Below are 24,485 nucleotides of genomic sequence, written 5' to 3' on the forward strand. Positions count from 1 at the left end.
CGGTCAGCGAACGGTTGCGCCGAAGGCGGCAACGTCGGTCGGGATCCCGCCCTCACCGGGCCTAAAGGCCTGGGTGGGAGCACCGCCCGAGGAGACGTTCCACGGGAAGCCGTAGACAGCACGGCCTTGGGCCGGGCCATAGGGCATACCCACGAACAGCAGGGAGGGACTGCTGCCCAGGCTCATGCCGAGGAACTGGCGGGGTGCGGGTTCCCCGGGGATGCCGTGGCCGGGCTCGATCCAGCTGTCCGCAGCGCCGGGTGCACCCAGCATCGAGAACAGGGCGACGCCACCGCTCTCAGTGCGCTCGGCTCCGTACTCCTCACCCGGCACGCCGACGGCAAGACGCATGGTCGCAGCCGTACTGACCGAGTTGGGGGCGCTGTTGACGGCGGCGACTTTCTGTCCGAAGAAGTCGCCGGGCTCAGCCTCTCCCTCGACGTCAGGTGCGTTCTGATCAATCCACTGGGTATGTACGACGGACTGGTCGGCCTTGATGTGGTAGACCTGCACCGCTCCGGCATCGACCGTGGTGGAGAGGTCCTCACCTGGTGCTCCCACGGCCAGCATCGAGTCGGTGGCGGTAGCTGACCCGCTGGGCCGGTAGGACGCCATCGCCAGCGAGGTCCCGTAGCCGTCACTGTTTTGCGCGGCGCTGTCGGGGCCCTCGACTCTGCCCTGCCCCATGCCGAACATCGGATCCGGTATGCCACTGGTGTTGAGCGAGGGCCGGAACGCGAGGACGGCACCGGCGAACTGCACGGCACCGATCGACTCACCGGGCGCACCGACGACGAAGTGTCGGTCGGTGGATGCGATCGAGGAACCGAAGCGGTCGTAGGGTTCGGTGTCCTCCCAGACGCCTGCGCTGTCCTGGCCGAACGGCGCGGACTCCAGGTTTGTACCGTAGACGTAGTGCGCTATCCCGATATCCGCACCGCGGGGCCCGTCCTCACCCGGCACGCCGACGACCAGGAAGGGAACGTTGGTCGCCGACTTGCCTGCGGCCAGGGCGTATCCAACCCAGTCCTCAGCCTCGTAGCCGTCGGCCAGTTTTCCGTCGGATCCCTGTCGCAGCCCCACGGAGGCAACAGTTCCCTGTCCGAGGCCGGTAGGCGATCCATAGATCAGATGCACCAGACCGGCGTCCTTCACGGTGCCGACATCCTCATAGGGAATGCCGACCGCGATATCGGAGCATCCGTCCAGGTTCGCGTCGTACACAGCGATGGAGAATCCGAACTCGTCGCCGCGCTCGGCCCCGTCGGAAATGTTGGGCGTCTCCTGACTCAGCTCGAGAGTGCCCTTCCCGCCGCCGTAGACGATGTGGACGAGCCCTGCCCGCTCGATTCCGGAAACGGTTGCTTCCGGGTCCGCTATGGCCACGTCGCGTATGCCGTCTCCGTTGAAGTCGGAGTCCGCTCCGGAACAGGCAGCGGCTGCCACCGAGCTCTGGACGACCGTCCCCGGCGCCGGCGCAGCGTTGAAGGCCAGTGCGGTGGCCACTACAGCCCCGGCAAGGCCGGCCGCCAGGGCTGCACGCAGCGCGAGTCGGCGTCCCGCCCTTCTGGTCGAGATCTCGCTACGGCTCGACTGCAGGAAACCAGCGGGGATTTCAGGGGGAACACGCCGGGACTCTGTCACATCACCACCGCGCCGAGGGGCTTGCTGCCGAGGCTCGAAGACATTCCTACCGCGGGACAGCGGCTGAACAGGCCGTCGTCGTCAGGGCCGCCACGGAAGCGCTCCGGCTCCTGCGAGGACCGCAGGCCGCCTTTGCCACCAGCGCACGCCATGTACACCACGTCGGCATCAGCAGGACCGTCGATCGTCGCCCCGGGAGAGGCGGTGAGCCGGTCCCGATGCCCGCTTTTGTTGAGATCCGGCTCCGCACCGAACGGAAATGCCGTTGCGGCCCTAGCCGGTGCAGCCGCGCTCTCTCTGAAACGCGCTGCGCCCAAAGCAAGCGAGCACGTATGTGTGCGCCTCATCCCCACCCCGTGTACGACCTGTGAAATACCTGTGACCATGCAGCAGTGGAGACTACTTTTCCGGATCATGCTCTTGTCAAGGTTCCGCTCACGCAGAGACACCAAGGCTCACTGAATTGGCCATTCTTGACTGGTTCTCACCGAGCTCAGGCGGGTTGGTCTGCTCAGGAGGTCCGCCCCGGGTCGGTGGCCTCCGCTGCGTCCGCCGGCGCGCTGCCGGGCCTGGCGGGATACTGGACGGGCCATCCGCAGAACCGAGGGCCGGGTCGGCGGCGGAGCTGCGGCGCCCGACTCACCCGCGCGGGCGCCGCAGGCACATCCCTGCCCCTGGACCAGCCGCAGCCCGGCACGCCTTGTCGCAACTGGGCGGGGCACGTCTCACCGAGCATGGCGATAGTCGGCAGCGGCGGCTTGGTTGTACTGGGGACAACAGCGCGGAAGAATTGTCGAATCAGTCCCAGTTGTTCTGGTTGAGGAAGCGGGCGAAGCCGCGCCAGGAGTTGGGTCCCATCGCGCCGTCGATCGGGCCGGTGTAGCCGTGTGACGCGGCCAGGCGCTGGACCGCCGCCCAGGAGTTGGGGCCCATCACTCCATCGATCGGGCCGGTGTAGCCCCAGCCGCGCAGACTGCGCTGGAGCGCCGCGTAGGTGTTCGGGCCGGGAACACCGTCGATCGGGCCGGTGTAACCGGATGTGATCCGCAGCCAGTTCTGCGCCCGCCGCCACATGACGGGCCCGGGAACACCGTCCTGCTCCGTCGTCGACTTCGGCAGGGGGTTCTCCCCGGGATCCGGCGGGTCGGTCGGCTCGGTGACGTCGAAGGCGGAGGGACGGGCGACATTGAGGTCGACCCGCTCGACTCCGCCCACGGAGCCGACGGACGTGTACTGGTGGGCGGACCAGTCGGGGTAGCGGCCGCCGAGCTCGGGCGGGCCGTGCAGAGTGCCGTCGTTGGGGCCCCAGGAGGCCGCCCACAGGTGGGCCCCGGCGGCGACGGTGTGGCTCCAGGTACGGGTCCGGAGCGCACCGGTGCTGATGTAGAACCAGGGCACGTAGGCCCCGACGTGTTCCCGGACCCGGTTGAACCAGGCGGACACCTCCCCGTCCTCCCACAGGCGGGTGGAGTCGTCGAGCACCTCGACGTCCAGCGCGAGCACGTCGCCGACGCGGTAGTCGTGCAGGTTCTCCACGAAGAAGTCGGCGGCGGCGGTGGGAGTGAGGAAGTCGCCCGACAGGAAGTAGTGGCCCACCCGCAGGCCGGCGGCGCGGCTGCCGTCGACGTGACCGGAGTAGGAGGAGCTGACGTACGGGCCGTCGGCGAGCTGGCAGCCGCCCGCCTTGACTATGGCGAACCGCTGGCCCTGCTCGGCGGCGAGGGCGTAGTCGATGCCGCTCTGGTAGTTGGAGATGTCGATGCCGTACAGGTCGGCTGCCCGGGACCCGGGAGAGGCGACCGCGGCGCCGGCGGCCGTCGCGATTCCGGCCGGGGCCAACGCTGTCGCGAGGGCGCCTCGTATCCAGGTTCTCCTGCGCATACTTCCTCCGGGAGCCACACGAGACTGGCATGTCCGTGTCAAATTATACGCGCGTAGGTTACCGTGGTCGCGCTTGCTTATGCCATATCAAGTCGCCTGTGCAGACGAGGAGTTGACGTGTGCGATCACCACGGATCCGATGACGGGACCAGGGACCGACCACGCCCCGGACTCAGTCGGCGCACCCTGCTGCGCGGTTCGGTCACCACGTTCGGTCTGGTCACCGGCGGCAGCCTGCTCCTGGCCGGTCCCGCGCAGGCGGTGGACATCTACCACCCGTTCACCGGCTACCCGCACACCGACGGCTGGCAGGACCACCTCGACCGGGGCTCGTTGGGCGGGCTCGACTATGCGATGTCCGTCGGCACCCCGCTGCCGGCCGCAGGCGCAGGCACCGTCACCAACATCCCGAACAACGGCACCGGCGGTCACACCGTGACCATCACCCACAGCGACGGGTACCGGACGCAGTACATGCACCTGTCGCAGTTCTCGCTGGCCAACGGCTCCTCGATCGGCAAGGGCGGCATCGTCGGCCTCTCCGGCGGCGCTCCCGGCGCACCCGGGTCCGGAAGCTCCGACGGACCGCACGTCCATTGGCACCTGATCACCCCCGGGGGCACCCGGGTCAATCCACTGGACCACCTGGGCGGCGGCAATGGCGGCCTGCCGAAGTCGACGACGGAGCAGGACGGCGTTCCCGGGCCCGTCATGTGGCGGCGGGCGCAGAACTGGCTGCGGATCACATCCGGTTACACCGGCCCGATCGACGGTGTTCCCGGCCCGAACACCTACGCGGCGCTCCAGCGCAGTCTGCGCGGCTGGGGCTATACCGGCCCGATCGATGGAGTGATGGGCCCCAACTCCTGGGCGGCGGTCCAGCGCCTGGCCGCGTCACACGGCTACACCGGCCCGATCGACGGCGCGATGGGACCCAACTCCTGGCGCGGCTTCGCCCGCTTCCTCAACCAGAACAACTGGGACTGAGCGTCAGTACAGCAGGTCCAGCTCCGCCCGGACCGTCTTGCCCGGGCTGCGGTCGAGAACGGCCCAGCGGTCGGCCAGGGCGTCCACGATCAGCAGCCCGCGCCCGCTGTCGGAGCTGTCCTCCGGCGCGGCGATCTCGCCGGGACCGGGCGGCCGGCACTCGCCCCGGGTGTCGGACACCTCGATCCGCAGGAGGCCGGGCGTCTCCGGGTCGCCGGGCAGGTGCGACAGGCGCAGTTCGAAGTCGCGGTCGGGGACGCGTCCATGGGTCGCCGCGTTGGCCGTCAGCTCACCGATGATCAGGGCCGCCGACTCCGAGGCGTCACTGAGGTACGGGATGCCCCAGGTGTGCAGCTTGTGGAGCCCGACGCGGCGGGCGAGCCGGGCACCGCGTGGATCCGCGTCGAATTGACGCTTGAACACACGTACGGTTACCTCGGGTTGGGGCTTCGTGAGTGCTTCCATGCCCCCAGATTCCGGGCTTCACCGCTCTCCTCACCAGGTCAGCAACCCGTACGCTGAGTCAGCGTACGGGTGCGAAGGGTGGACGGTACGGGTCACGTTCCGTGAGCATGGACGGGTCGCGGACCAGGACAGGCGCACGGGGAGGTGGCCGTACATGACGCACGGCACGGACAGCATCGACAGCCCGATCTACGGGACCTTCGGCAACGGCAGCGGGCGCAGTCCCGAGCCGGAACCGCAGTACAGCCTCAAGATGTTCGGGGAAGTCGTCAAGACCTTCCGCAAGCGGGCACGGCTGACGCAGGAACAGTTCGCCCCGCTCGTCGGGTACTCACCCGAGACCGTCGCCTCCGTCGAGCAGGGCCGCCGCCTCCCGCCGCCCGACTTCGCGGAACGCGCGGACAACATTCTCGACGCGTTCGGGGTGATCCTGGCGGCGGCAAAGCATCTGACGCGGCGGAAGGGGCTGGCGAGTTGGTTCCGGCAGTGGGCTCTGCTGGAGCTGGAGGCCCTGAGCCTTTACACCTACGAGTGCCGGTTGATTCCGGGGCTGTTGCAAACGCCGGCGTACGCGCGGACGCTTTTCACCAACCAGTTGCCTCCGCTCGATGACGAGCAGATCGAGGCCCAACTCGCAGCCAGGCTGGAACGTCAGCAGCTGCTGCGGAACCGACCCAACACCTCGTTCAGCTTCATCCTCGAAGAGCATCTGTTCCTGCGGGACTTGGGCGGCGAAGTGGTCACCAGGGAGCTGATCGACCACGTCCTCGACCTGTCCGAGCTGCGCAATGTGGATATCCAGATCATGCCGCTGGTACGGCATCATCACGCTGGTCTCGGCGGCCCCGTGCAGCTACTGGAGACGCCGGATCACCAATGGTTCGGTTACTTGGAAGGGCAGGCGCACGGGCAGTTCGTTTCCGACCCCAAAGCGATCAGCGTGATCCAGATGCGGTGTGCCAGTATGCGTTCACAGGCTCTCTCGTTGGACGACTCCAAGAGCCTGATGCGGCGGATGCGAGGAGCGAGATGAGCGCCACACCCCTGGCCTGGTTCAAGAGCAGTTACAGCAGCGGCGACGGAGACTCCTGTGTGGAGGTCGCCCTGGAGTGGCACAAGTCGAGCTACAGCAGCGGCTCCGGCGACGACTGCGTCGAGGTCGCCGCCTGCCCCTCCACCGTCCACGTCCGCGACTCCAAGCTCGACGCAAGCCCGCAGCTCGCCCTCGCCCCGACCTCCTGGACCCACTTCCTCGCCTACGCCTCCCAGGGCTGAGCAAGCACGCTCGACCGCCGGATCACGGTCGACCACCGTAGTCACCCCGCGCGGGTCCCGCAGCGGGTGGCCCCTGCTCGTCGGGTTCGACGGTCAGGCCCAGCAGGCGCAGTTCGCGGGTGGACCTGCCCGCGATCTTGCGGCCGAGGAGGGGGCGGCCGTCGTCGTGGCGGTAGACGCCGGCGGGTTCGGCGGCCAGGGGCTCCTCCCAGCCCCGGTACAGGGCGGTGAGGCGGACGGTGAAGCCGACCATGAACGCGAGCGGAGCACTCGCGGCGCGAGGCAGCCCCGCCTGGTCGAGGGCGATCCACACGGCGCCGGTCAGCGCGGCGACGGCGACGAACCACTCGCCTCGGACGAACTGCTTGGGCGGGACGCCGCAGGAGACGTCGATCAGGAAGCGCCCCGCCGTGGGGCCCACGACGGCGAGGACGAGGGAGCCCAGGACAGGCAGGCCGACGTCCGCCCCGGTCTGCGCGCCGACGATGGCGTACCAGGGCAGGGCGAAGGACGTGACGAACTGGAAGAGCCCTTCGCGGAACAGCTGCCCCTGGGAGTAGGCCAGTCGGTGTCCGAGGTATCCGGCGATCAGGCACAGCACGACGTACGAGGAGTTGGTCAGTGCCGCCGGTACGCGGCCGACCATGACGTCGCGGCTGATTCCGCCGCCGATGCCGCCGAGCAGCGCCATGAGCAGGATGCCGACCACGGTGAAGTTCTTGTAGTGGTCGGGACGGCGGGCCAGCAGGGCCCCGTTGAGAGCGTTGGTGGTCGCCGCGACCAGGTTGATGAACGTGCCGCCACCCGTGAACTCGAACGACCCGAAACCGACGGTGCCGATCGCCAGGTGCGCCGTCATCACCTCGGCCGGCGCGTGCAAGGCCTCGATGGTCAAGGCGTGACGAGGGGGAAGTCGGGGTCGGGGGTGTCGAGCAGCCCGGCGAGGGTCGCGAAGACCTGCGGGTCGCCCTGGACGCCGACGCCGTCGAGTCCCTTGCCGGCGAGGACCCCGAGCAGTTGCGGTTTGGTCAGGGTCAAGGTCAGGTCGGCGGCCGGTACCGGTCCGGTCGCCCCGGCGGCGGCATCGGTGCTGCGGTGGGTGAGGGCTCCGTTGGACAGCAGGAGGTGCCAGGCGCGGCCCTCGTCGGTGACGTTCCAGGTCATGGTGAGCTTCTCGTCCCACGCCCGGGGGCCGTCGACGCGGACAGCGAGCGAGTCGATGAGCATGTCGACGGTCAGGGCCATCGCCATCTCGGGGTTGGTCGTCTCCAGCGAGGTGTGCGCGATGGTGCCGCGCAGTTCCTGGGCGCCCATCAGGTAGAAGTTGCGCCAGGTGGCGTTCTCCGCGCCGAAGCCCAGCTTCTCGTACACCGACGCCAGCGCCTGCTTGGCGAGCGAGTCGCCGGGCGCGGCGAAGACCGCGTGCCCCAGCAGCGTCGCGGCGAACCGCAGATCCCCCGAGGCCGCGTACTCCTCGCCCTTGGCCACCAGTGCCGGCACACCGCCGTAGTCGGCGGCGAACCGCTGGGCCTGCTCGACGGGCGGGTGCTCCCAGAGGTGGGCCGGATTGCCGTCGAACCAGCCCATGTAGCGCTGGTAGATGGCCTTGGCGTTGTGGCTGACGGAACCGTAGTAGCCCCGGTTCGCCCACCGGTTCGCGATCACGGGCGGAAGTTCGATCCGCTCGGCGATCTCCGGCCCTGTCAGTCCCTGGTTGGTCATGCGCAGGGTCTGGTCATGGAGGTACGCCCACATGTCGCGCTGGCCCGCCAGGTGGTCGACGATGCGGTCCCGGCCCCAGGTGGGCCAGTGGTGGGAGGCGAACGCGACCTCGGCCCGGTCGCCGAACAGGGTGATCGCCTCGTCCAGGTAGTGCGCCCAGATGCGGGTGTCGCGGACCACCGCCCCGCGCAGGGTCAGGATGTTGTGCATGTTGTGCGTCGCGTTCTCCGCCATGCACAGGGCGCGCCGGTCGGGGAAGGAGAAGTTCATCTCCGAGGGCGCCTCGGTGTCCGGCGTCATCTGGAACACGATCCGCACCCCGTCGACGGTCTCCTCCTGGCCCGTGCGGGTGATGTCCACCGTCGGCGGGACCAGGGTGATGGTGCCCGTGGACGTCGTCATGCCAAGGCCGGCGCCGATCTGCCCGGCGGGCCCCTTCTTCAGCTCGGCGCCGTACATGTAGACCGCGCGGCGGGTCATCGCGCCGCCCGCGTACACGTTCTCCGCCACGGCGTGCTCCAGGAACCCGGCGGGGGCGATCACCGGTACGGGGGCGTGGCCGTGCGGCAGCACCCCGCGGGAGCCGCCGAAGTGGTCGCCGTGGGAGTGGGTGTAGATCAGTCCCGTGACCGGGCGGTCGCCGCGGTGCTCACGGTAGAGCGCGAGAGCGGCGGCCGCGGTCTCCGCCGAGATCAGCGGGTCGATGACGATGACGCCGGTGTCGCCCTCGACCAGCGTCATGTTCGACAGATCGAGGTTGCGGACCTGGTAGATCCCCGTCGTCACCTCGAACAGGCCCTGCTTGGCGCACAGCCGGCTCTGCCGCCACAGGCTCGGGTGCGCGCTGGGCGGGCACTCCTCGTCCAGGAACCCGTACGCGTCCCCGTCCCAGACCACCCGGCCGTCCTCCGTCCGGATCACCGCCGGGGAGAGGGCGGCGACGAAGCCCCGCTCGGCGTCGTCGAAGTCGGACGTGTCCGCGTAGTCGAGATCATTCGTGGAGGGTTCATCCGTGGAGGGCATGTAGCCCAGAAGACCCCATATCGCCCGGACTCGCATCACGTGTCCCGTGGTGTCCACCCGCGCGAACGGACGCCCGCCCGGTCCGTGCGCCGGTGCCGGGCGGGTAACGTAAAGAGGTACTGACTGATTGACTCATGGGCCTCCTGGCGGGCTGCGTGAACCCAGGAGGAGCAACATGACGACCAACCGCGGACGCAAGGACGTCATCCGTGACCGGATGGCCGCCACCGGCGAGTCGTACAACGTCGCCGCCCGCAACCTCAAGGCCATGAAGGACATGGGCGCGACCCGCGAGGCCGTCCTCGTGCAGCGCTGGAAGCCCGCCGACAGCTTCGACGTGCCGTGTCCGTGCGGCGGCACCTGCGAGCCGGGCGAGACGTGCGACCACTGCCACGCCCGCCACCGGCACGTGAAGCGCTACCCGGGCTCCACCACCGACGTCGAGACCTGGGCCGACCGCTACGAGTGCACCGGCTGCTCCTCCTCGTACACCCTGACCATCCACCTGGCCGGTCGGCCCTGGGGCGTCGCCGAGACCGTCGTCCGGGGTGGGTCGGCCGAGGAGGTCGTGCTGGCCAGGGTCTTCCCCGGTGTGATCCACCCGCTGCTGCGGTCCGAGGCGTCCGACGGCGGGGACGACGAGCAGTGATCCGCTGTCCGTAAAGGGCCCGTGCGGACGGACCTTCTGCTGCTTGGATGAGCCGCATGAGAATCGACCAGTCCGTAGAGACACCCTGGGGCATATCCGTCTTCGGCGCGGCGAGCATCGACGCCGCCCCTGACGTGGCGCGACTCCGGGTAGCGATCAAGGAGACCCGGCAGCAGGCCGGAGAGGCGTTCGAGGTCACCCGGCGCGGCGTCAACCAGGTCCGGGAGGTCGTGCGTGGCCACGGCGTGCCGGACCGGCACGTGTCCACGTCCCGGCTGAACCTGGAGTCCTCCTACGTCTACGGCGGCGAGCGCAAGTTCGTCGGTTACGAGTGCACGGCGTCCTTCGTGATCGAGCTGCGTGCTCTGGACACCCTGGAAGCCGTACTGGTCGACGTCGTGGAGGCCGGGGCGAACGAGGTCGGCGGCGTCGAGTTCGACGTGCGGACGAAGAAGGAACTCCGCGCCGAGGCGCGCAGGGCCGCCGTGGCCGCCGCTCGTGAGAAGGCGGCGCTCTACGCGGAGGCCGCCGGTGTCCGGCTCGGCAAGGTCGTCCACATCAAGGACGTGGACTCCGAGCAGTTGCAGAACAGCTACCGCTCGCACGGCACGAGCGCGGGGGGCAACGGCGAGGGAGACCTCACGCCCGGCAGGGTCACGGTCACCGCGGGAGTCGTCATCGGCTTCTCGATCATCGAGGACGTCGTGAGCTGAGACGCCCGGAGCCGACAGGGAGGGCCCGGAGCCCGCGGCCCGCGGTGCGAGCTCCTGGCCCTCCCTGTCGGGCCGCTCTCAGCTCCCGTCCGGCGCCAGGGTCAGCGAGATCGAGTTGATGCAGTAGCGCTGGTCCGTCGGGGTGGGGTAGCCCTCGCCCTCGAAGACGTGGCCCAGGTGCGAGCCGCAGCGGGAGCAGCGCACCTCGGTGCGGACCGTGCCGTGGCTGCGGTCCTCGACCAGCTCGACCGCGTCGGTGTCCTTCGGGTCGTAGAACGACGGCCAGCCGCAGTGCGACTCGAACTTGGTGTCGGAGCGGAACAGCTCCGCGTCGCAGGCCCGGCAGGAGTAGACGCCCGCCGTCTTGGTGTCGGTGTACTCACCCACGAAGGCGGGTTCGGTGCCGGCCTGGCGCAGCACCGCGTACTCGGCGGGGGACAGCTCTTCCCGCCACTGCTCGTCCGGCTTCTCGACGTCGTACGACACGGCTCGCTCCTCAGCTCGACAGGTGGTCGCTCGATCCGGTCGCCACTCGGCTACCGGCCGCTCGACAGGTGGTCCAGGATGCGCGGGCCGAGGTCGGTGACATCGCCCGCTCCCATGGTGAGAACGAGATCGCCGGGCTTCGCCATTCCCGCGACGGCGGCGGGTACGTCGGCCTGGTCGTGGACGGCGGTGACCTCGGCGCCCGCCGCCTTCGCCGCGTCGATGATCAGGGCGCTGGTGATGCCCGGGATCGGGTCCTCGCGGGCCGGATAGATGTCCAGGACCACGGAGGCGTCGGCCAGCGCGAGGGCCTGGCCCATCTCGGTGCCCAGCTCCTGGGTACGGGAGAACAGGTGCGGCTGGAAGACGACCAGGATGCGGGCGTCGGCGGCCGCACCGCGCATGGCCTCCAGGTCGGCGGTCATCTCGGTGGGGTGGTGCGCGTACGAGTCGATGACCTGCACGCCCGCCGCCTCGCCCTTGAGCTGGAGGCGGCGCTTGACCCCGGTGTAGCTGCCGAGCGCGGAGGCCAGGTTGTGCGCCGGGATGCCGAGGGCGACGCCGGCGGCGAGGGCGGCGACCGCGTTGTGGGCGTAGTGGCTGCCGGGCACCGAGACGGTGAAGGTCAGGAACCTGCCGTTGAGGAGGACCGTGACCTCACTGGTCAGGCCGCGCGGGGTGACCTTGTGGACGCGTACGTCGGCGTTCTCGGCGGAGCCGTAGGTGACGACCTTGAGGTCGGAGAGGTCGCGGACCCGGCGGGTCAGCTCGACCGCGCCGGGCTGGTCGGCGGAGACGACCAGGGTGCCGCCGGGGACGACCTTGCCGACGAACGTCTCGAAGGAGTCGTAGATCTCGTCCATCGAGGCGTAGTTGGCGTGGTGGTCCAGCTCGACGTTGAGGACGATCGCGACCTCGGGGTCGTACTTCTGGAAGCTGCGGTCGCTCTCGTCCGCCTCGGCGACGAAGATGTCCCCCTCGCCGTGCGTGGCGTTGGTGCCGGGGCCCTCCAGGTCGCCGCCGATGGCGTACGAGGGGGCCAGGCCCAGCGTGGAGAGGGCGACGGCCAGCATCGACGTCGTGGTCGTCTTGCCGTGGGTGCCGGCGACCGCGATGGCGCGCAGGCCGTTCATCAGGGAGGCCAGCGCGTCCGAGCGGTGCACGACGGGGATCGACAGCTCGTTCGCGCGGAGCAGCTCCGGGTTGTCGGCGCGGATGGCGCTGGAGACGACCACGCAGGACGCGTCGTCGGCCAGGTGGCCCGGCGCGTGTCCGATGTGCACGGTCGCCCCCAGCGCCCGCAGGGACTCGGCGGTGGCGGACTCCTTCGCGTCGCTGCCCGCCACCTTCGCCCCGCGCTGGGCGAGGATCTTCGCGATGCCCGACATTCCGGCGCCGCCGATGCCGATGAAGTGGGGTCGTTCCATGGCGGCGGGAATGCCGGGTGCCATCTGTGCTCCTGCGTGATCGCTGCGGTTCGGACGGCGGCCGGGTGCCGTCCCGGACCGCGGGGCCAGCCTATTCGCTGTGCGCGAAGAGCTTGAGCACCGGGACGCCGACCTTGTGCCGGGCGCGGGAGGCCCAGTCGCGGTGGAAGAACTCCTCGACGTAGTGCGGGGCGGTCAGGACGATGACCTCGTCCGCGCCCGCCTCCTCGACGACGGTCGTCAGTTTGTCCAGGGGGTGATTCTCGATCACCTGTCCGATCGCTTCGGAGCCCGCGTCGCGCAGGGCCCGGAGGGAGTACTCCAGGCCGATCTGCGCGGTCTCGCGGGCCTCGTCGCCCTCCGGCTCCTCGCCCTCGCGGACCGCTTCCTTCAGCTCCCCCATCGCCACGTCGTCGATCGCGCGCAGCAGGACATCGGCCTGGTCACCGCGCGGCTGCAACAGAACGACGAACGAGATCCGCTCCTCGCCGTGGAGGGTGGTGACAAATTCCACGTCCTCGGGAGTGAGCGGCTTCTCGATCATCAAAACGCTTGTGAACACGACAGGCGCCCTTCCGCTTCTTCTTCTCGTCGACTGCCGGCTCGACCGTCGACGGTCGTTTGCTGAAACCATCCTTCCCCGTGCCTCCACGGGGACTGCAGGGGTAAGTGTGCCCAGCCGGAGCTAAGCGGAACGATAAATTCCGCTATCTGTCGGTCCGACGGTACCGAGTGAAGAGGAACCCGGCCTCTTCCAGCAGCGATGCCAGGAAAAAACGTTCCGGCACGGTGACCCCGGGACCCCCCGCGATCCGCTGGGCGTCGCCGGCGGTCAGCATCGGGGAGACCGTCAGGCACAGCTCGTCCAGCACACCGGCCGCCACGAACTGGCCGAGCAGCAGGGGCCCGCCCTCGGTGAGCTGCCGGGTAAGCCCCCGGTCGGCCAGCGCGCGCACGACACGGGCCGGGTCCACCCGGGCGCCCTCGCCCGCGATCACCACCTCGGCGCCCGCCTTCCGGGCCTCCGCGATCCGGCCGGCCGGGGCCCCGTCCCCGGTCACCACGAGCGTCGGGACGAGCGGCTCGGTGAACAGCGGCAGCGAGAAGTCCAGGTCCAGGGAGCCGCTCACCACCGCGACGGCGGGAGCGGGGCCCTGTCCGGCGGCGGCCCGCCGCGCGGCGAACGCCTCCCTGGCGCGGGCCGGACGGTACCCCTCCAGGCGTACGGTCCCGGCCCCGGCGATCACCACGTCGGCCAGGCCCCGCAGGGTGCCGAAGATCCGCATGTCCGCCGCGCAGGAGATGCCCTGGGAGCGGCCGTCGTGCTGGGCCGCCCCGTCGAGGGTGGAGACCATGTTGGCGCGCAGCCAGGGGGTCGCGGGCCCTTCGGCCGGGAGGCCGGTGGGGTAGGCGTAGGCGTCCGCCAGCTCGTCGAGGCTCCACTCGCGGTCGATGAGCGGCCCGGACGGGTCCTCCGCTCCCGAGGCGCTTTCTGTCAGGTCCGTCACAGGGAACAGGCTTCGCATGGGTTGCAGTCTGGCATGAGCCTTAGGGTGGAGAGTTGTGTCGTCATCCACCGCGTTTCCGGGGCAGAGCCCCCTTGCCAAAACGGCCCCGCTGTCCCTGTGCGCCCGTGAGCCGCACGTTCCCGCAGACCGTCTGGTCGCCGAGATGGTGCCTCCGCCGCGCTTCGACTCGGTGCGCTTCGACACCTACGTCCCGGACCCGAACCAGCCCAGCCAGAGCGAGGCCGTCACGGTCCTGGCGGGCTTCGCCGCCGGGCTCGGCGGGGCGCACGCGACGGGGTCCGGCCGTCGCAAGTGGTTCGGGAGCAAGAAGCCGGCCGCTCCGGCCGGGCCGCGCGGCGTGTATCTCGACGGGGGCTACGGCGTCGGCAAGACCCACCTGCTGGCCTCCCTCTGGCACGCCACGCCCGCCGAGCCGTCGCTGAAGGCGTTCGGCACGTTCGTGGAGCTGACGAACCTCGTGGGCGCGCTGGGCTTCCAGCAGACCGTGCGGACCCTCAGCGGGCACCGGCTGCTGTGCATCGACGAGTTCGAGCTCGACGACCCGGGCGACACCGTGCTGGTGTCCTCGCTGCTCAGCCGGCTCGTGGAGGCCGGGGTGGCGCTCGCCGCGACCTCGAACACGCTGCCGGGCAAGCTCGGCGAGGGCCGGTTCGCCGCCGCCGACTTCCTGCGCGAGATCCAGGGCCTTTCCGCGCACTTCCGCCCCCTGCGCATCGACGGCGAGGACTACCGGCACCGCGGTCTGCCCGAAGCCCCGCCGCCGTACGACGACGAGCAGGTCACCCGGGCCGCGTACGCCACTCCGGGCGCGTCCCTCGACGACTTCCCCGGGCTGCTGGACCACCTGGCCCGGGTCCACCCGAGCCGGTACGGCGCGCTGACCGACGATCTCGGCGCGGTCTGTCTGACCGGGGTGAGCGCGGTGCCCGACCAGTCGACCGCGCTGCGCCTGGTGGTGCTGGCGGACCGGCTGTACGACCGGGAGGTCCCGGTGCTCGCCTCGGGGCTGCCGTTCGACCGGCTGTTCAGCGACGAGATGCTGAACGGGGGGTACCGGAAGAAGTACTTCCGGGCGATCTCCCGGCTGACAGCACTGGCGCGTGACGCGAAGGGGCTGGTGGCGCAGTAGGTTCGGGGGCGTAACGCAACGGGACACCGCACGCTGTGTGATGCCCCGTCTTATCCCGTACCAACCGCGCACACCGTTCGAAGGGATCCAGCATGGCTACCACGCGCCAGGCGCACACGAATTGGGAAGGCAACCTGATCGAGGGCAAGGGGGTCGTCACCTTCGACTCCTCCGGCATCGGCGACTACCCCGTCTCCTGGCCCGCCCGCTCGGAACAGGCGAACGGGAAGACGAGCCCCGAGGAGCTCATCGCCGCCGCCCACTCCAGCTGCTTCTCGATGGCGCTCTCCCACGGCCTCGCCGGGGCCGGCACCCCGTCGACCCGCCTGGAGACCAAGGCCGAGGTGACCTTCCAGCCCGGTACGGGCATCACCGGCATCCACCTCACCGTCGTGGGCGAGGTGCCCGGTCTCGACGAGGACGGCTTCCTGAAGGCCGCCGAGGACGCCAAGGCGAACTGCCCGGTCAGCCAGGCGCTCACCGGCACGACGATCACCCTGACGGCCTCGCTCGCCTGACCTTCCGCGTACGGCTGCTCCCGTCGGGGTCGCCACAGCGGCAACACGGGGCGCGGGGGCGCGCATGGTTCCCCCGCGCCTCTGTGCGTGCTACACACGTGCGGGTCACTTCACCTGTCCGCCAACAGGGAGTCACCTCATGTCATCCGCACCCCGCTCCACCGCGACACGACGCCAGGTCCTGGCAGGCAGCGGCGCAGCCGCCGCGATCGCCTTCACGGGAGCCTTCTCCGAGCTCTTCGCGGGCACGGCCGCCGCGCGCGGCCACGACGGCTACGGCCCGCTCGTCCCCGACCCCGCCGGCCTGCTCGACCTGCCGAAGGGATTCCGCTACCGGGTGCTGTCCCGGGAGGGCGAACCGCTGCGCTCCGGCGAGGGCCCGGTGCCCGGCAACCACGACGGGATGGCCGCGCTGCCCGGCCGCAACGGCCGGGTCCACCTCGTCCGCAACCACGAGAACCGGCACACCGCCAAGATCGGCGTACCGACCGTCGAGGGGCTGACCTACGACCCGGCGGCCAAGGGCGGCTGCACGTCCCTGGAGCTGGACGGCCGCAACAAGGTGCTCGGCGAGCGCGTCGCCATCGCCGGTACGGCGGTCAACTGCGCGGGCGGGCCCACCCCCTGGCGCACCTGGCTGACCTGTGAGGAGAACGAGGACAAGGCCGGGACCAACGGGTACACCAAGGACCACGGCTTCATCTTCGAGGTGGACGGCGCCGATCCGCGCCGCACCGGGGCCGTCCCGCTGACCGCGATGGGACGCTTCCAGCACGAGGCGATCGCCGTCGACCCGAAGTCCGGGATCGTGTACGAGACGGAGGACGCGTTCGACAAGCCGTTCGGGCTCTTCTACCGCTTCCTTCCCGAGAAGCCGCTCGGCGGCACCGGTTCGCTCCGGGCGGGCGGTGTGCTGGAGGCGATGCGGGTGCCGGGCGTGCCCGACCTCTCCTCCGTCCAGGAGACCGGTACGAGCTTCGACCGGATCGAGTGGGTCCCCGTACCGGATCCGCTGGCCGCGGAGACCGCGATCCGCTTCCAGGACTTCGGCCCGAAGGGCGTCACGCACGCCCAGAAGCTGGAGGGCTGCTACTGGGGCGGCTCGTCCGTCTACTTCGTCTCCAGCTTCGCCCGCAGCGAGGAGGGTTCGGCGGCCGACCACTATGGCCAGGTCTGGCGCTACGAGCCGAAGAAGCGGCGGCTCACCCTGGTCGTGATCTTCGGCCCGGACACCGACATCCAGCTGCCCGGCGAGTCCCCCGACAACATCTGCCTGGCGGCCGACGGCGGGCTGATGGTCTGTGAGGACGGCGGCGGCGCGCAGCACGTGCTCGGGGTGACCCGGCGCGGCGAGGTGTACACCATGGCGCGCGGGCGGCAGAACATCGGGACGCCCGAGGAGCCGGAGTGGGGGGAGTTCGCGGGGGTCGCCTTCTCCCCGGACGGCTCGACGATGTACGTGAACTGCTATACGCCGGGGACGACGTTCGCGGTGACGGGGCCGTGGTGCTGAGGTAGCCGGGGCGGCGCTCCGGAGGTGACCGGGGCGGTGACGCTCCGCCAGACACCGGAACACCACCGCCCTATATGACCTGATTATCAGACATTTTCCGTTATTTTCCGTGAGTGATCACTGCTGCGCGGAAGATGCGGAAGACGACGACTCTGACGGTCGCGGGGGTACTGGCCGGCGCCGCCCTGGCCGGGTGCGGGGGCCCTGCCCCCGCACCCGCTCCCCCAACCGCCCCCACGGCCTCCGCCGCACCGGAGAAGCCGCCGACGATGGCCCCCGGCCCGGCGGGCCGCACCCCGGTCTTCGAGCGGAGGCCGACGGGCGGGAGCGCGGCCGGCCGCGCGACGGAGAAGGTCGTGGCGCTGACGTTCGACGCCGACATGACGGCCGGCCAAGGCGCCCGGGCGGCCTCCGGCGAACGCTTCGACAACCCGGAACTGGTCGCGCTGCTGCGCCGACTGAAGGTGCCCTCCACCGTCTTCATGACCGGGCGCTGGGCCGAGGAGTACCCGGCGCAGGCGAAGGCCATCGGCACGGACCCGCTGTTCGAGATCGCCAACCACTCCTACAGCCACCACGCCTTCAGCTCCCCCTGTTACGGCCTGCCGGTGGTCGGGAAGGACACGATGGCCCGCGAGGTAAAGCGTGCCTTCACGGCGTTCCGGAAGGCGGGGGCGCGGAACGTGGTGCCGTACTTCCGTTTCCCCGGCGGCTGTTACGACGACACGGCGCTGCGCGCGCTGGCCCCGGCGAACGTGACGGCGGTGCAGTGGGACGTGGTCAGCGGCGACGCCTTCGCCACGGACGCGGACGCGGTGGCCGAGCAGGTGCTGGACGGGGTGCGGCCGGGCTCCCTCGTGGTGATGCACTGCACCCGCAGCGCGGCCCCGGCCACCGAGGCGGCCGTCCGCCGGATCGTGCCGGAACTGCGCGAGCGCGGCTACCGCTTCGTGAAGGTGTCGGAGTTGATGGAGGGCTGACCCCTCCGAGTGGGGAGTTCCGCATTTTGCTCGCGAATCTTTGTTTTTTGCGCAGACTCATGGACTTCATGCGGAGCGGCTTCTAGCCTTCTGGCATTCACCACCCCCACACGCCTCAGAGCCGCATGACGTGAGCCCGCTCCGCTCTCCCTTCGCTCCCCACTCGAAAGGACGTCACCATGGCACTCTCCAGACGGACCGTCATAGCCACCGCCGTCGCCGGGACCGGCACCCTGGCCGTCGGTCTCGTCCCGTCCGCCGCGCAGGCCGGACCCGTTCCGCGGGCCGCGCCCGCCGCCTCCCCACCCGGGGACGTCGTCGGCAGGATCACCGTCGGGTACCAGGGCTGGTTCGCGTGTTCCGGCGACGGCGCGCCGATCAACGGCTGGTGGCACTGGTCGCACGACTGGGGCCTGCCCCCGTCACCCTCCAACACCGCCATCGTGAGCTGGCCCGACGTGCGCGACTACACCCGCACCTATCGCAGCGCCTATCCCGCCCTCGGCAACGGAGCGCCCGCGACGCTGTTCTCCTCCTACGACCAGCAGACGGTCGACACCCACTTCTCCTGGATGCGCGCGTACGGCATCGACACCGCCGCTCTCCAGCGCTTCAACCCCAACGGCGGCGAGGGCGCGACCCGCGACGACATGGCCGTCAAGGTCCGCGAGGCGGCCGAGCGGCACGGGCGGAAGTTCTACGTCATGTACGACGCCACCGCCTGGACGAACATGCAGCCGGAGATGAAGGCGGACTGGACCGCGAAGATGCGGGCGCTCACCGCGTCCCCCGCCTATGCCCGGCAGAACGGCAGGCCCGTCGTCGGCATCTGGGGCTTCGGCTTCAACGAACCGAACAAGGCCTGGTCCGCCGAGGTGTGCCTGGACGTCGTCAACTGGTTCAAGGAACAGGGCTGTTACGTGATGGGCGGGGTGCCGACCCACTGGCGGCGCGGGGTCGAGGACTCCCGGCCCGGCTTCCTCGGCGTCTACCACGCCTTCGACATGATCTCGCCCTGGATGGTCGGCCGGATCGCCACCATCGCGGACGCCGACCACTTCCACGCCAACGTCAACACCCCCGACCAGGCCGAGTGCGACGCCCACGGCATCGACTACCAGCCGTGCGTGCTGCCCGGCGACCTCCAGTCCGGGCACCGGGCGCACGGCGACTTCATGTGGCGGCAGTTCTACAACATGAAGCGGATCGGCGTGCAGGGCATCTACGTCTCGATGTTCGACGAGTACAACGAGGGCAACCAGATCGCCAAGACCGCCGAGACCGCCGCCCAGGTGCCGGCGGGCTCCGGCATCCGCGCCCTCGACGAGGACGGCACCCCCTGCTCCTCGGACTACTACCTGCGCCTCACCGGGGACGGCGGCCGGCTCCTCAAGGGGGAGCTGGCGCTCACCCCGGTCCGCCCCACCCCGACCACCACCGGCGGCCCCGTCGACCCGCCGCCGACCGGCGACCTCGCACTGCGCAGGCCGGTCACCGCCACCAGCCACACCCAGGACTACGGGGCGGGCAACGCGGTCGACGGTGACCCGCACAGCTACTGGGAGAGCGCCAACCAGGCCCTGCCGCAGTCGGTCCAGGTCGACCTGGGCACGGTGCGTCCGGTCACCCGGGTGGTGCTCACCCTCCCGCCGGTCGCCGCCTGGGACGCTCGCACCCAGACGCTCGCGGTGACCGGATCGGCCGACGGCGCCGTCTACGCGGCGCTCAGCGCCTCGGCCGGCCGCCGCTTCGACCCGGCGACGGGGAACACGGTCACGGTGACCTTCCCGCAGGCTCCGGTGCGGTATCTGCGTGTGCAGATCACGGCCAACACGTCATGGCCCGCCGCGCAGCTTTCCGGGTTGAGCGTCTACGCGACGCCCTGACGGTTCGGCGGGACGCCCGGGGCGGGTGTTCCCCGGGGCGCCCCTCGATCCGGGCGCCCCGGGGGACACCTCCTAGCCGGAGCAGGCCGTCCGGCCCGCCTCCTGCCAGGCGCAGACCGGGCAGAGCGTGGCGCCCTTCGTGGACTCCGGGTATTCGGTCGGCTCGCGGCACAGCACGCACTCGGCGTACGGAGGGCCCTCGGCGGCACCGCCCGCCGGGGCCGGTGCGACGGTCCCCGGGGTCTCGCAGTACGGGTCATCGGTGTCCACGCCCACGAGCCTACTCACCCGCGCCGGGCTGCGGTCCGGCAGCCGAGCAACGCCAGCGCCGCGGCGAGGGCCACCGCCCCGAGCAGGGGCAGGACGGGCGGCTGGACCGTTCCGGTCCGCTCTCCGGTGACCAGGGAGGTGACCGCTTGGCGCGCCGGGGATCCGGTGGTCACGAGGGCGAGGAGGGACCCGAGGAGGGACCCGAGCACGGCCGCCGCGACGGACCAGCCCCGGCGGAGCGGCACCGGACGGGTGCTCAGCGCCCCCACGGCCGCGCCCAGCAGCACGCAGCACAGGACGGCGGTCGACGAAGACCACGGTGGCGCCCGCCGCGACGCGTTCCGCCACGGCGCGGTCCAGTTCGGCACGGGCGGCGGTGTCGAGGCCGGTCCAGGCCTCGTCCAGGACCAGCAGATCCGGTTGGGCGAGCAGCGCCTGGGCGACGGCGACCTTCTGGCTGGTGCCCTTGGAGAGTTCGCCGAGCGGGGTACGGGCGTGGTCCGCCGCCCCGAACCGGGTCAGCCACTCCCCCGCCCGCCGCTTCGCCTCGGCACTCCGCAGCCCGTGGATCCGGCCCAGGCTTTGAGTTCCAGGATCAGTTGGAGGTCTTCTCGGGCCTGGCCTCGCTGGGCCGCACGATGACGAAGCCCTCGCCCTGGAGCATCAGCTGGACGGCCTCGCCGGACCCGCCGCGCACCATCGAGCCGACGCTCTGCGAGCGGTTCAGGCTGGTCGTGAGCTGCTGGCTCCAGCCGACGACCGCGTCCGTGTCCACGTACACCGGCTGGGCACCGGTCACGGGGATCACGATCGGGGTGCCCTCACACATCAGGCCGAGCTTGCCGTAGCCCGTGAACACGCTGTTGAAGAGGCCGCCGCCGACCATTCCGGCGCCCTTCACGGTCTTGATCTCGTAGGCGAGCGTGGGGTCGAAGCAGAGGACGTTGCGGCCGTTGATGGTGATGGAGTCGCCCTGGTCCAGCTCGACGATGAAACAGTTCGCCGCCTCGTGCGCGAACCACGCCTCGCCCTGACCCCGGACGGCCATGAGCGCCAGGCCCTCGCCCGTCACCGCGCGCTTGAGCATGCCGCCGATGCCCTGGCCCTTGCGCTCGAACTGGAGGTTGCCGCGGAAGGCGATCATCGAACCCTGCCGGGCGTGCATCTCCCCGTTGACGGCGTACTTGATCGATTTGGTGTTCTGCAGGGTCATGCCGGGGGCGGTGGCCGGCTGGGCCATGTGGTCGCTGGAAAAGAGATCGCTCTTCATGCGGAGCATCCTCACCCGGACCCGGTCGTTCCGCCAAGCAGGTGACGGGTCCGGCCTGGCAGACTGGGACGGTGACCAGCAACGACACTCCCGCCCCCACCCCCGAGAGCCCGTTCCACGACGGTCCGACCGACCGCGACCAGGCGCGGCAGTTCGTGCTGCCCCTGGTGCTCCACCTGGAGAAGACGGCCCCGCCCGCCCGTACCGACGCGCTGCGGAGCGCCGCCCGTGCGGTGCTGACGATCCTCTCCGACGAGCGGTCCCTGGGCGACGGCGAGTGGTCCGGGGCGATGCGGGACTGGCAGGACGCCCGGATCCGTAAGGTCGTGCGCCGGGCGCGCGGCGCGGAGTGGCGCAAGGCCGCCGCGCTGGACGGCATCACGGTGACGGGTGAGGACGGCGCGGAGGTACGGGTGTTCCCGCCGATCCCGCTGGACGGCTGGCCCAAGGAGCTGGCCAAGCTCCAGGTGTCGGGGACGGATCTGGAGGACGCCGAGCCGCCCGCCGCGCCCGATCTCTCCGGGCCGGTGCTGTGGCTCAACCCCGAAGTCGACATGTCGGCGGGCAAGACGATGGCCCAGGTCGGGCACGGGGCGCAGCTCGCCTGGTGGGAGCTGTCCGACACCGAGCGCAAGGCGTGGCGCGAGGCCGGGTTCCCGCTCTCCGTCGCCACCCCCGGTGCGGAGCGCTGGCGGGAGCTGACGGTGAGCGGGCTGCCGGTGGTGCGCGACGCGGGGTTCACCGAGGTCGCTCCGGGGTCCTGCACGGTGGTCGCCGACCACCCGGCGCTGCGCCGCTGAACACTTCTCGTTCCTGCTCCGTATCTCCCGGTACTGCCCCCTGTCGGCATTACCGCCAAGTAGCCTGCACGGCCAGTCGGTTGGCGGTTGATCGACGCCTGTTCGACGCTGTCACGCCTCGGCCCGGGAGACACCTTGTTGCGACGCATCAACGGAACGGCCCTCATCATCGCGGCGCTGGTCGCCACACTCGGCGCGCTCGCCTTCCCCGTCTGGTCCTATGCGGACCGTTCGGGCACCGGCGAGGCCCGGCTCAACGCCTCCAGCGTCGCCACCCAGTGGGGGCCCCTGTCCGCGACCGACCGGGACTTCCTGGTCAAGGTGCGGCTCGCCGGGCTGTGGGAGCTGCCCGCCGGGCAGCAGGCGATCGAGCGGGCGCCCAGCGAGGCGACGAAGGCCGCCGGGGACCATCTGGTCGTCGGGCACACGGACCTGGACCGGCGGGCCCGGGACGTGGCGGCGAAGCTCGGGGTCGAGCTGCCCAACCAGCCGACGGAGCAGCAGCAGGCGTGGCTCGCGGAGCTGACGGCGGCGAGCGGGGACGCGTACGAGCGGAAGTTCGCCAACATCCTGCGGGCCGCCCACGGCAAGGTCTTCGGCCTGATCGGCCAGGTCCGCCACACCACCCGGAACACGCTGATCCGGCAGCTCGCGAGCGACGCCAACCAGACGGTGCTGGACCACATCACCATGCTGGAGGCCACCGGCTTCGTCGACTTCGACGCCCTGGCGCGGGAGGCGGCGGGCGGGTCGACGGCCGGCCCCTCGGGCCCGTCGATGCCCCGGGACGGGCAGGCGCCGCAGGTCCCGCTGCCGGTGACGCCGACCGGCGACCAGTCCTTCACCTCACGTCCGGTGCCGCCCACGATGATGCCGATGCCCTGACGAGGGCAAGGGCCCGGGAACCTCAAATCCAGCTCTGAACGTCCCCCTGGTCGGGTTCATCGCCGCCTGACGGGGCCATGACCCCTGAACAGAACGAGGTGTACGGGGGACGGGGGAAACGCCATGGAACTGGGCATCGGCATCGGCTGGCGGCCGGAGATCGCGGACGAGGTGGAGGCGCTGACGGGGATCGACTGGGTCGAGGCCGTCGCGGAGAACCTCTGCGACGGCCACCTCCCGGACTCCCTCGTACGGCTCCGGAAACGCGGCGTGCGCGTCGTACCGCACGGGGTGGCGCTCGGGCTCGGCGGCGCCGACCGCCCGGACCCCGTGCGCCTCGCCTCCCTCGCGGCGCGCGCCGAGCTGCTGGGGACGCCGCTGGTGACCGAGCACATCGCGTTCGTACGGGCCGGGGGGCCGCTGACCGCCTCACCGAGGCTGGAGGCGGGGCACCTGCTGCCGGTGCCGCGCACCTGGGACGCGCTGGACGTGCTGTGCGAGAACGTGCGGATCGCGCAGGACTCGCTGCCGGTGCCCCTCGCCCTGGAGAACATCGCGGCGCTGATCACCTGGCCGGGCGAGGAGCTGACCGAGGGGCAGTTCCTCGCGGAGCTGGTCGAGCGGACCGGGGTGCGGCTGCTGATCGACGTGGCGAACCTGCACACCAACCACGTCAACCTCGGCCAGGATCCGGCGAAGGCGCTGGACGAACTGCCGGTGGAGGCCATCGCGTACGTCCATGTGGCGGGCGGGGTCGAGAGGAACGGCGTCTGGCACGACACGCACGCCCACCCGGTGACCGCTCCGGTCCTTCAGGTGCTGGCCGAGCTGCGCTCCCGGGTCGACCCCCCGGGCGTGCTGCTGGAGCGCGACGACGCCTTCCCGCCGGCCGGGGAACTGGCGGGCGAACTGGACGCCATCCGGGCGACGCTGCGGAAGGCGGCCCCCCCGGCTCCGGCCGAGGGTCCGCGCCCCGCCGTACGGAGCGAGGGCCCTCCGCCCGCCGCCCCCGTGCCGGCCGGGACCCGCGACCGTACCGCCGTCGCGCAGACCGCGCTGCTCTCCGCGCTGGTGGCGGGAACCCCGGCCCCCGAGGGCTTCGACCACCGGCGGCTGCGGGTGCAGAGCCGGGCGCTGGCCGCCAAGCGCGCGGACGTCGTCGCCAAGGTGGCGCCGGAGCTGCCGGAGATCCTCGGCGACGGCTACCGCGCCGCTTTCCTCGCGTACGCCGGGGGCCGCCCGATGTCCGGCGGGTACCGGCGCGACGCCCTGGACTTCGCCGAGCACGTGCTCGTCGCGGGCGGGCCCGCCGACCCGGCGGCGCGACGCCGGCTGACGTACTGGTGGCAGGACCGGTCGGGCGCCCGGCCGCCGCGTCGTGGCACCCGTCTGGTCCGGGCGGCCCGTGCCGCCCTCGTGGGGAAGTGACCGCC

The 24,485-nt window shown here is 70.9% G+C and carries 25 protein-coding genes and 1 pseudogene; 13 read left to right on the forward strand and 13 right to left on the reverse strand.

Annotated features, from left to right (window positions below):
* Positions 1 to 3 precede the first annotated feature (3 nt).
* Entirely contained in the window at positions 4 to 1,506 is a 1,503-nt protein-coding gene (locus HET64_RS06685; RefSeq protein ID WP_308369865.1) for a VCBS repeat-containing protein, read from the reverse strand.
* 936 nt (positions 1,507 to 2,442) lie between these two features.
* Positions 2,443 to 3,525 carry a GH25 family lysozyme gene (locus HET64_RS06690; protein WP_215103116.1) on the reverse strand — a complete coding sequence of 361 codons (1,083 nt, stop codon included), beginning with the start codon at positions 3,523 to 3,525 and terminating at the stop codon, positions 2,443 to 2,445.
* 117 nt (positions 3,526 to 3,642) lie between these two features.
* Here HET64_RS06690 and HET64_RS06695 point away from each other — a divergent pair, with 117 nt between their 5' ends.
* Positions 3,643 to 4,512, forward strand: a complete 870-nt coding sequence (locus HET64_RS06695; protein ID WP_215103117.1) for a peptidoglycan DD-metalloendopeptidase family protein — start codon at positions 3,643 to 3,645, stop codon at positions 4,510 to 4,512.
* Between the two features lie 3 nt (positions 4,513 to 4,515).
* Here HET64_RS06695 and HET64_RS06700 read toward each other — a convergent pair whose 3' ends face one another.
* Complete coding sequence (locus tag HET64_RS06700; RefSeq protein WP_215103118.1) at positions 4,516 to 4,977, reverse strand: ATP-binding protein; 462 nt, start codon at positions 4,975 to 4,977, stop codon at positions 4,516 to 4,518.
* A 154-nt stretch (positions 4,978 to 5,131) separates the two neighbouring features.
* Between HET64_RS06700 and HET64_RS06705 the strand changes: the two genes are divergently transcribed.
* Both HET64_RS06705 and HET64_RS06710 read left to right on the forward strand, forming a co-directional pair.
* On the forward strand, positions 5,132 to 6,010 hold the full coding sequence (locus tag HET64_RS06705) for a helix-turn-helix transcriptional regulator (protein ID WP_215103119.1): 879 nt from the start codon (positions 5,132 to 5,134) through the stop codon (positions 6,008 to 6,010).
* Entirely contained in the window at positions 6,007 to 6,252 is a 246-nt protein-coding gene (locus HET64_RS06710) for a DUF397 domain-containing protein (RefSeq protein ID WP_215103120.1), read from the forward strand. Before HET64_RS06705 ends, HET64_RS06710 begins: the two co-directional genes overlap by 4 nt.
* A 22-nt stretch (positions 6,253 to 6,274) precedes the next feature.
* Here the strand turns inward: HET64_RS06710 and HET64_RS06715 are convergent, their stop codons facing one another.
* Positions 6,275 to 7,132, reverse strand: a complete 858-nt coding sequence (locus tag HET64_RS06715; RefSeq protein WP_251144894.1) for a trimeric intracellular cation channel family protein — start codon at positions 7,130 to 7,132, stop codon at positions 6,275 to 6,277.
* 11 nt (positions 7,133 to 7,143) lie between these two features.
* Positions 7,144 to 8,997, reverse strand: coding sequence for an alkyl/aryl-sulfatase (locus tag HET64_RS06720; RefSeq protein WP_215103121.1), 1,854 nt, complete (start codon positions 8,995 to 8,997; stop codon positions 7,144 to 7,146).
* A gap of 175 nt (positions 8,998 to 9,172) precedes the next feature.
* On the opposite strand from HET64_RS06720, the gene HET64_RS06725 reads away from it, so the two are divergent.
* Together HET64_RS06725 and HET64_RS06730 are read left to right on the forward strand one after the other, a co-directional pair.
* Positions 9,173 to 9,646 (forward strand): hypothetical protein, encoded by a 474-nt coding sequence (locus HET64_RS06725; RefSeq protein ID WP_215103122.1) that lies wholly within the window; start codon positions 9,173 to 9,175, stop codon positions 9,644 to 9,646.
* Between the two features lie 56 nt (positions 9,647 to 9,702).
* The gene (locus HET64_RS06730) at positions 9,703 to 10,359 is read left to right on the forward strand and encodes an SIMPL domain-containing protein (RefSeq protein WP_215103145.1); all 657 of its coding nucleotides are present in this window, start codon (positions 9,703 to 9,705) and stop codon (positions 10,357 to 10,359) included.
* Positions 10,360 to 10,437: 78 nt separating this feature from the next.
* Here the strand turns inward: HET64_RS06730 and msrB are convergent, their stop codons facing one another.
* From msrB to HET64_RS06750, 4 genes are all read right to left on the reverse strand, one after another.
* A complete protein-coding gene (msrB, locus tag HET64_RS06735; RefSeq protein WP_215103123.1) occupies positions 10,438 to 10,845 on the reverse strand; it encodes a peptide-methionine (R)-S-oxide reductase MsrB in 408 nt (135 codons plus the stop codon).
* Positions 10,846 to 10,895: 50 nt separating this feature from the next.
* Entirely contained in the window at positions 10,896 to 12,296 is a 1,401-nt protein-coding gene (murC, locus tag HET64_RS06740) for a UDP-N-acetylmuramate--L-alanine ligase (protein WP_215103124.1), read from the reverse strand.
* Positions 12,297 to 12,363: 67 nt separating this feature from the next.
* Complete coding sequence (locus tag HET64_RS06745) at positions 12,364 to 12,816, reverse strand: indole-3-glycerol phosphate synthase (protein ID WP_215103125.1); 453 nt, start codon at positions 12,814 to 12,816, stop codon at positions 12,364 to 12,366.
* A 163-nt stretch (positions 12,817 to 12,979) separates the two neighbouring features.
* Complete coding sequence (locus HET64_RS06750; RefSeq protein WP_215103126.1) at positions 12,980 to 13,798, reverse strand: pyrimidine reductase family protein; 819 nt, start codon at positions 13,796 to 13,798, stop codon at positions 12,980 to 12,982.
* Between the two features lie 37 nt (positions 13,799 to 13,835).
* Here HET64_RS06750 and zapE point away from each other — a divergent pair, with 37 nt between their 5' ends.
* The 5 genes from zapE (at position 13,836) to HET64_RS06775 (ending at position 19,827) form a co-directional block, all read left to right on the forward strand.
* Positions 13,836 to 14,930, forward strand: coding sequence for a cell division protein ZapE (gene zapE, locus HET64_RS06755; protein ID WP_215103127.1), 1,095 nt, complete (start codon positions 13,836 to 13,838; stop codon positions 14,928 to 14,930).
* Positions 14,931 to 15,022: 92 nt separating this feature from the next.
* Complete coding sequence (locus tag HET64_RS06760) at positions 15,023 to 15,448, forward strand: OsmC family protein (RefSeq protein ID WP_215103128.1); 426 nt, start codon at positions 15,023 to 15,025, stop codon at positions 15,446 to 15,448.
* 139 nt (positions 15,449 to 15,587) lie between these two features.
* Entirely contained in the window at positions 15,588 to 16,961 is a 1,374-nt protein-coding gene (locus HET64_RS06765; RefSeq protein WP_215103129.1) for an alkaline phosphatase PhoX, read from the forward strand.
* 134 nt (positions 16,962 to 17,095) lie between these two features.
* Complete coding sequence (locus HET64_RS06770) at positions 17,096 to 17,941, forward strand: polysaccharide deacetylase family protein (protein ID WP_215103146.1); 846 nt, start codon at positions 17,096 to 17,098, stop codon at positions 17,939 to 17,941.
* 179 nt (positions 17,942 to 18,120) lie between these two features.
* Positions 18,121 to 19,827, forward strand: coding sequence for a discoidin domain-containing protein (locus HET64_RS06775; protein ID WP_215103130.1), 1,707 nt, complete (start codon positions 18,121 to 18,123; stop codon positions 19,825 to 19,827).
* A 72-nt stretch (positions 19,828 to 19,899) separates the two neighbouring features.
* Here the strand turns inward: HET64_RS06775 and HET64_RS06780 are convergent, their stop codons facing one another.
* The 4 genes and pseudogenes from HET64_RS06780 to HET64_RS06795 form a co-directional block, all read right to left on the reverse strand.
* Positions 19,900 to 20,103: a hypothetical protein gene (locus HET64_RS06780; RefSeq protein ID WP_308369871.1), complete on the reverse strand. Its 204-nt coding sequence runs from the start codon at positions 20,101 to 20,103 to the stop codon at positions 19,900 to 19,902.
* A gap of 8 nt (positions 20,104 to 20,111) precedes the next feature.
* Positions 20,112 to 20,465 (reverse strand): hypothetical protein, encoded by a 354-nt coding sequence (locus HET64_RS06785; protein WP_374105543.1) that lies wholly within the window; start codon positions 20,463 to 20,465, stop codon positions 20,112 to 20,114.
* An 85-nt stretch (positions 20,466 to 20,550) separates the two neighbouring features.
* Positions 20,551 to 20,676 (reverse strand): annotated as a pseudogene (locus HET64_RS40010) (ABC transporter); the annotation flags it as partial.
* Between the two features lie 16 nt (positions 20,677 to 20,692).
* Positions 20,693 to 21,367, reverse strand: a complete 675-nt coding sequence (locus HET64_RS06795) for an AIM24 family protein (RefSeq protein WP_215103132.1) — start codon at positions 21,365 to 21,367, stop codon at positions 20,693 to 20,695.
* Between the two features lie 71 nt (positions 21,368 to 21,438).
* On the opposite strand from HET64_RS06795, the gene HET64_RS06800 reads away from it, so the two are divergent.
* The 3 genes from HET64_RS06800 to HET64_RS06810 all read left to right on the forward strand — a co-directional run bounded on the left by HET64_RS06800 (position 21,439) and on the right by HET64_RS06810 (position 24,480).
* On the forward strand, positions 21,439 to 22,167 hold the full coding sequence (locus HET64_RS06800; protein WP_215103133.1) for a peptidyl-tRNA hydrolase: 729 nt from the start codon (positions 21,439 to 21,441) through the stop codon (positions 22,165 to 22,167).
* Between the two features lie 138 nt (positions 22,168 to 22,305).
* Complete coding sequence (locus tag HET64_RS06805) at positions 22,306 to 23,052, forward strand: DUF4142 domain-containing protein (RefSeq protein WP_215103147.1); 747 nt, start codon at positions 22,306 to 22,308, stop codon at positions 23,050 to 23,052.
* Between the two features lie 123 nt (positions 23,053 to 23,175).
* Positions 23,176 to 24,480, forward strand: coding sequence for a DUF692 domain-containing protein (locus HET64_RS06810; RefSeq protein WP_215103134.1), 1,305 nt, complete (start codon positions 23,176 to 23,178; stop codon positions 24,478 to 24,480).
* Positions 24,481 to 24,485 lie beyond the last annotated feature (5 nt).

It is taken from the genome of Streptomyces sp. McG3 (genome assembly GCF_018619185.1).
In the GTDB taxonomy this organism is placed as follows: Bacteria; Actinomycetota; Actinomycetes; order Streptomycetales; family Streptomycetaceae; genus Streptomyces.

Bases quoted from the DNA above. Each gene is read 5' to 3' on its own strand.
- HET64_RS06810 (WP_215103134.1), top strand. From the start codon at position 23,176: ATGGAACTGGGCATCGGCATCGGCTGGCGGCCGGAGATCGCGGACGAG.
- HET64_RS06745 (WP_215103125.1), bottom strand. From the start codon at position 12,816: ATGATCGAGAAGCCGCTCACTCCCGAGGACGTGGAATTTGTCACCACC.
- HET64_RS06770 (WP_215103146.1), top strand. From the start codon at position 17,096: ATGCGGAAGACGACGACTCTGACGGTCGCGGGGGTACTGGCCGGCGCC.
- HET64_RS06795 (WP_215103132.1), bottom strand. From the start codon at position 21,367: ATGAAGAGCGATCTCTTTTCCAGCGACCACATGGCCCAGCCGGCCACC.
- HET64_RS06690 (WP_215103116.1), bottom strand. From the start codon at position 3,525: ATGCGCAGGAGAACCTGGATACGAGGCGCCCTCGCGACAGCGTTGGCC.
- HET64_RS06750 (WP_215103126.1), bottom strand. From the start codon at position 13,798: ATGCGAAGCCTGTTCCCTGTGACGGACCTGACAGAAAGCGCCTCGGGA.
- HET64_RS06730 (WP_215103145.1), top strand. From the start codon at position 9,703: ATGAGAATCGACCAGTCCGTAGAGACACCCTGGGGCATATCCGTCTTC.
- murC (WP_215103124.1), bottom strand. From the start codon at position 12,296: ATGGCACCCGGCATTCCCGCCGCCATGGAACGACCCCACTTCATCGGC.
- HET64_RS06765 (WP_215103129.1), top strand. From the start codon at position 15,588: ATGTCATCCGCACCCCGCTCCACCGCGACACGACGCCAGGTCCTGGCA.
- HET64_RS06775 (WP_215103130.1), top strand. From the start codon at position 18,121: ATGGCACTCTCCAGACGGACCGTCATAGCCACCGCCGTCGCCGGGACC.
- HET64_RS06710 (WP_215103120.1), top strand. From the start codon at position 6,007: ATGAGCGCCACACCCCTGGCCTGGTTCAAGAGCAGTTACAGCAGCGGC.
- HET64_RS06720 (WP_215103121.1), bottom strand. From the start codon at position 8,997: ATGCCCTCCACGGATGAACCCTCCACGAATGATCTCGACTACGCGGAC.
- HET64_RS06760 (WP_215103128.1), top strand. From the start codon at position 15,023: ATGGCTACCACGCGCCAGGCGCACACGAATTGGGAAGGCAACCTGATC.
- HET64_RS06725 (WP_215103122.1), top strand. From the start codon at position 9,173: ATGACGACCAACCGCGGACGCAAGGACGTCATCCGTGACCGGATGGCC.
- HET64_RS06700 (WP_215103118.1), bottom strand. From the start codon at position 4,977: ATGGAAGCACTCACGAAGCCCCAACCCGAGGTAACCGTACGTGTGTTC.
- HET64_RS06705 (WP_215103119.1), top strand. From the start codon at position 5,132: ATGACGCACGGCACGGACAGCATCGACAGCCCGATCTACGGGACCTTC.